The organism is Pseudoalteromonas sp. NBT06-2, assembly GCF_002276045.1.
GTDB lineage: Bacteria > Pseudomonadota > Gammaproteobacteria > Enterobacterales > Alteromonadaceae > Pseudoalteromonas.
On record NZ_NQMR01000258.1, the window covers coordinates 1 to 4166 of the forward strand.

Genomic DNA, 4166 nt, shown 5'->3' on the forward strand with positions numbered 1-4166 from the left:
GCCTGAAGGCGAACCTAAAAGGGGGTTATGGTTTTGTCTTTTGTAGGTGGGGTTTTACATCGCACAGTTTTGGATTGCTCTAAATACGGGTTCAATAAGATAAGTGGGGAAATTAAGTTGTTCTTTATTGTAAATACTGTACACTATATTGTACTTTATAGTGTACTTAATTAGTTTTTTATTTTGAAGGTGATTTATGGCTGTTCAATCTATATTGGCTGAAAAAACAGTTTCGGTAACAGAGCTAAGAAAAAAACCATGTGATTATTTTATGGATGAGCCTGTTGCAGTTTTATCTAATAATAAAACTGCAGGTTATATGATAAGTGCTGAGTTATATGAGCAAATGATTAGGCTTATTGAATCTCAGTCGAGTGATTCTGGTTTTAGACCTTCAAGTGCTAGATTAGCTAAAATCTCTCAATTAGGCTCAGAACTTTTGTTGAAAGCATCATCGGATGAATTAGGTGATTTTCAAGAGTGATTCGTGTTTTTAAAAGTAGTATTATCCGTAAAATACTGACAGAAGATGAGCAGCTTGGGTTAGTTAATGACTTCAAAGGATATAAATTAACAGGAATAGCGCCAGATAATTTTGGGCGAGATGTTTTATATGATCATCCTAATAACTTACCTATTGTATTAGATGAGAAGGTTAAGCATATTCATCTAGGTAGTATAGATAATCCTCTTCCTTCAAATGTAATTCAATTTTATAAAACAAGCGATATCCATCTTGTTTATTGCCAAGGTGCTATAAATGATAGCTGCTATTTACTTATGGCTATTTTATCTCCTAATGCACACGAACAAGCTAAATCTAGGGATGTAATGTACAAGCTTGGTGTCATGGCTGAAAAATTTAGGAGTCAGTTTTAGTAAGTCGAGTTCTGGTTGAATTTATGTGTTTATGTAGGTTTGGCTTCAGCCTTACTTTTTGTATTTTTGTTTTAAAACAGAACGACTGAAGTCTTATCTACATGGGGTTAGTAACGATCTCGCAGCCTATGGGCGTATAAGCAAATTTCCGGTTGCGTGACGTGAAATCACATCTGTTTAGCCATAATACTGGATACAAACTAAATTCCTGATAAGACACTTAAGGAATGACATAATAAGCATGCGCGATGTTATTGATGATTACTCCCTGTATTACTTTACAATATGCGCGATGTTATCGGTAATTGCACCCTGCATTACTCTACTACCTACAAATTCCAGCCAATAGGCACGCGAATAAAGTGCCTCTTACGGGCTTGCGGCGAGGAAGTAATTCGTTTCACTCATCCTTTGTAATTTAAATAATCAATACTATATATGCTTTTATGCGCTGAATAACGTTTACATTCTACATTTTAATGCGCATTAAAGTGTAGGTATTGTACATTTTATTGCGCATTAAAATGTGTGTTGATATAGTGTGTTTATCGTTTTATTTGTTTTGTAGGTGGGGATCATGCAAAGGTTATTATTGGATAGGTTACTTTCTTGGAAAAGTCAGTCTAAACGCAAACCTGTATTGCTAGATGGAGCAAGGCAAACAGGTAAATCATTTTTATTAGAAAAGCTATTTGGTGAATATTTTGAACAGGTAATACGTTTAGATTTTTTGGAACAGCCTTCTTTAGCTAATTTGTTTAACGGATCATTAAAGCCTGAAGATATTCTTGAAAATATTGAAATTGAATTGAATTTAAGTATTGATATTACTAATTCACTCATTATTTTTGATGAGATTGGAGAGTGCCAGCAAGCAATTAACTCTCTTAAGTTTTTTTCTGAACAAATACCTGAAATTTTTATTTGTGCATCAGGATCAAATATTGGGTTATTAGGCTCTTTTCCCGTTGGTAAAGTAGAGTTGATGGAGCTTTATCCATTAACTTTTGAAGAGTTTTTGTGGGCTTCGAACCAAAAGCCTTTGATAAAAGCTTTTGATAATATAAATTTAGGAAAAACAGCTCATGATAAATTATTTTCTCTTTTGATTGATTATTACTTTGTTGGTGGAATGCCAGAGGCTGTTTATGAATGGTTTGAAACAAAAGGTGATTTTGGAATTATTGAAAGAACACAAAGAGTCAGTCAAATTCATTCATCATTGATAGCGGGTTATAAAAGAGATTTTGGTAAATATTCAAATAAAGTTTCAGCTCATCAAATAGAGGAAGTATTTGAAAACATTCCAATTCAACTATCATTAAATATCGATGATTCAGTAAAGCGATTTAAGTTCAAAGACGTTCTAGAAAAAAAAACTCGATATCAAGAGTTATCTGGACCGATTAATTGGTTAGAAAAATGTAGGCTGTTATCAAAATGCCATCCAATAGATTGCGAGCCACACTCACCTTTAGCTGCATTTAGTAAAAATAATATTTTTAAACTTTTCTTTTTTGATGTTGGTATATTAGGTCATATGCTTAACCTATCTTATAAAGAGCATCGAACGCAAGGTTTTAATTATAAAGGCTACATTGCTGAAAATTTTGTTCAGAATGAGCTTGCAGCTCAATTTGGGGCACCTAGCTATTCATGGGAATATGCGCGTAGTGAGATTGAATTTTTATTTAAGGGCATAAATGGAGACATTATTCCCGTAGAGGTAAAAAGTGGAAAGCGTACAAGGGCAAAGTCACTACAAATATATCGTGAACGTTATAAACCATTAAAAACAGTTAAGCTCATTGGTTCGACTGGCTCTATAGAAAATAAAGAGGCATTAGTAATACCGCTCTATTATTCTTCTAAAATAGAAAAGTTAATAAATACTTAATGTTTTTTTATTTGAGTTATATATTAGCACGTTGTTAGTGGTAATTGCTCCCTGCATTACTCTACTACCTACATCCATGTAGGCAAAATCTCGCCTACGGGCACGCGTCTGAAGGCGAACCTACAGGAGTATCAGCCATAAAATATGCGCACATAGTCACAACCATAGTTGGTATAAGGGTTGTGATTAGTAGGTTGAATATTTAAAAGCGCGATGTTTTAAAACAGTACGCCTGAAGGTTAACCTACAGGAGTATTAGGCTTAAGGCTGGATACAAACTAGATTCCCGATAAGACACTTCGGGAATGACATTATAAACAACGTGTGATGTTATTGGTAATTGCTCTATGAATTACTCTTACAAGATGCGCGATGTAAAATCCCGCCTACAGCATTATTCAAAGCGCAGGATGTTATCCGGTGATTGCATCCTGCATTACTCTACTACTTACATGCATATTAACCTCCATGAAGATCACCTAATAACACTGATGGAGATCACTTAATAACCTTTATCAAGATCAGCTAATAACATTCATGGAGATCACTTTTGAGCCAAAATGTTATTCAGTGATATCTTAAAATGTTATTGTTTATTATTTAAACTTTATTTGCTCTGTAGGTGTGTTTAACTGTTACCTTTTTTCTTTTGATGATGAGGGTAACAAATGTCAACGGCACCTATTTCTATGCGTAAATTAAAAGATATCCTACGGCTTAAGTACGATTGTTCACTCAGTCACCGTCAAATAGCTAAAAGCTTGTCTATTTCACCCTCGGTTGTTTCTCGTTATACCAATCGAGCCACCCAACTTGGTATTTCTCAATGGCCATTAGCCGATAAATGGGATGATGCATCACTTCGACGGGAATTCCTTAAAACTACGGTCAAAAAGAGACAAAGTTCAATTCCTGACTGGTCAGTTATTTACCAGGAACTCAAACATAAAACTCTGACTTTACTCTTGTTATGGGAAGAATATAGCGAGCGTAACCCTGCTAACCATTACAGCTACAATCACTTTTGTCGTTTGTATAAAGCTTGGCTAAAATGTCAAAAACCCTCAATGCGCCAGAATCATAAAGCAGGTGAAAAACTATTTGTTGATTATTGTGGCCCGACTATGAATATTGTTGATCCAAATACCGGGGAATGTCGTACTGCTCAGATATTTGTCGCAGTGATGGGCGCATCAAATTATACCTATGCTGAAGCGACCTGGAGTCAGAAGTTAGAAGATTGGGTCATGAGTCATGCTCGCTGCTTTGAGTTTTTAGGTGGTGTACCAGAGTTGGTGATCCCTGATAATTTAAGAAGTGCGGTTAGTAAATCATGTCGTTATGAACCCGATCTTAATCCAACTTACCAACAGTTAGCTGCTCATTATAA

General features: G+C 35.1%; 4 protein-coding genes. All 4 read left to right on the forward strand.

Annotation, left to right across the window (positions count from 1 at the left end; all coding sequences use genetic code 11):
• Positions 1-196 precede the first annotated feature (196 nt).
• Positions 197-484 (forward strand): type I toxin-antitoxin system antitoxin YafN, encoded by a 288-nt coding sequence (gene yafN / locus CJF42_RS25000; RefSeq protein ID WP_095369223.1) that lies wholly within the window; start codon positions 197-199, stop codon positions 482-484.
• A complete protein-coding gene (locus CJF42_RS25005; protein ID WP_095369224.1) occupies positions 481-879 on the forward strand; it encodes a type II toxin-antitoxin system YafO family toxin in 399 nt (132 codons plus the stop codon). The genes yafN and CJF42_RS25005 overlap by 4 nt, the downstream gene beginning before the upstream one ends.
• Positions 880-1456: 577 nt before the next feature.
• Entirely contained in the window at positions 1457-2776 is a 1320-nt protein-coding gene (locus CJF42_RS25010) for an ATP-binding protein (protein WP_095369225.1), read from the forward strand.
• Positions 2777-3444: 668 nt separating this feature from the next.
• Positions 3445-4166 (forward strand): IS21 family transposase (gene istA / locus CJF42_RS25015; RefSeq protein WP_141235671.1); only part of this gene is annotated, 722 nt, incomplete at its 3' end.

Excerpts from the sequence above, each read along its gene's own strand:
- yafN (WP_095369223.1), top strand. The coding sequence starts at position 197 with ATGGCTGTTCAATCTATATTGGCTGAAAAAACAGTTTCGGTAACAGAG.
- CJF42_RS25010 (WP_095369225.1), top strand. The coding sequence starts at position 1,457 with ATGCAAAGGTTATTATTGGATAGGTTACTTTCTTGGAAAAGTCAGTCT.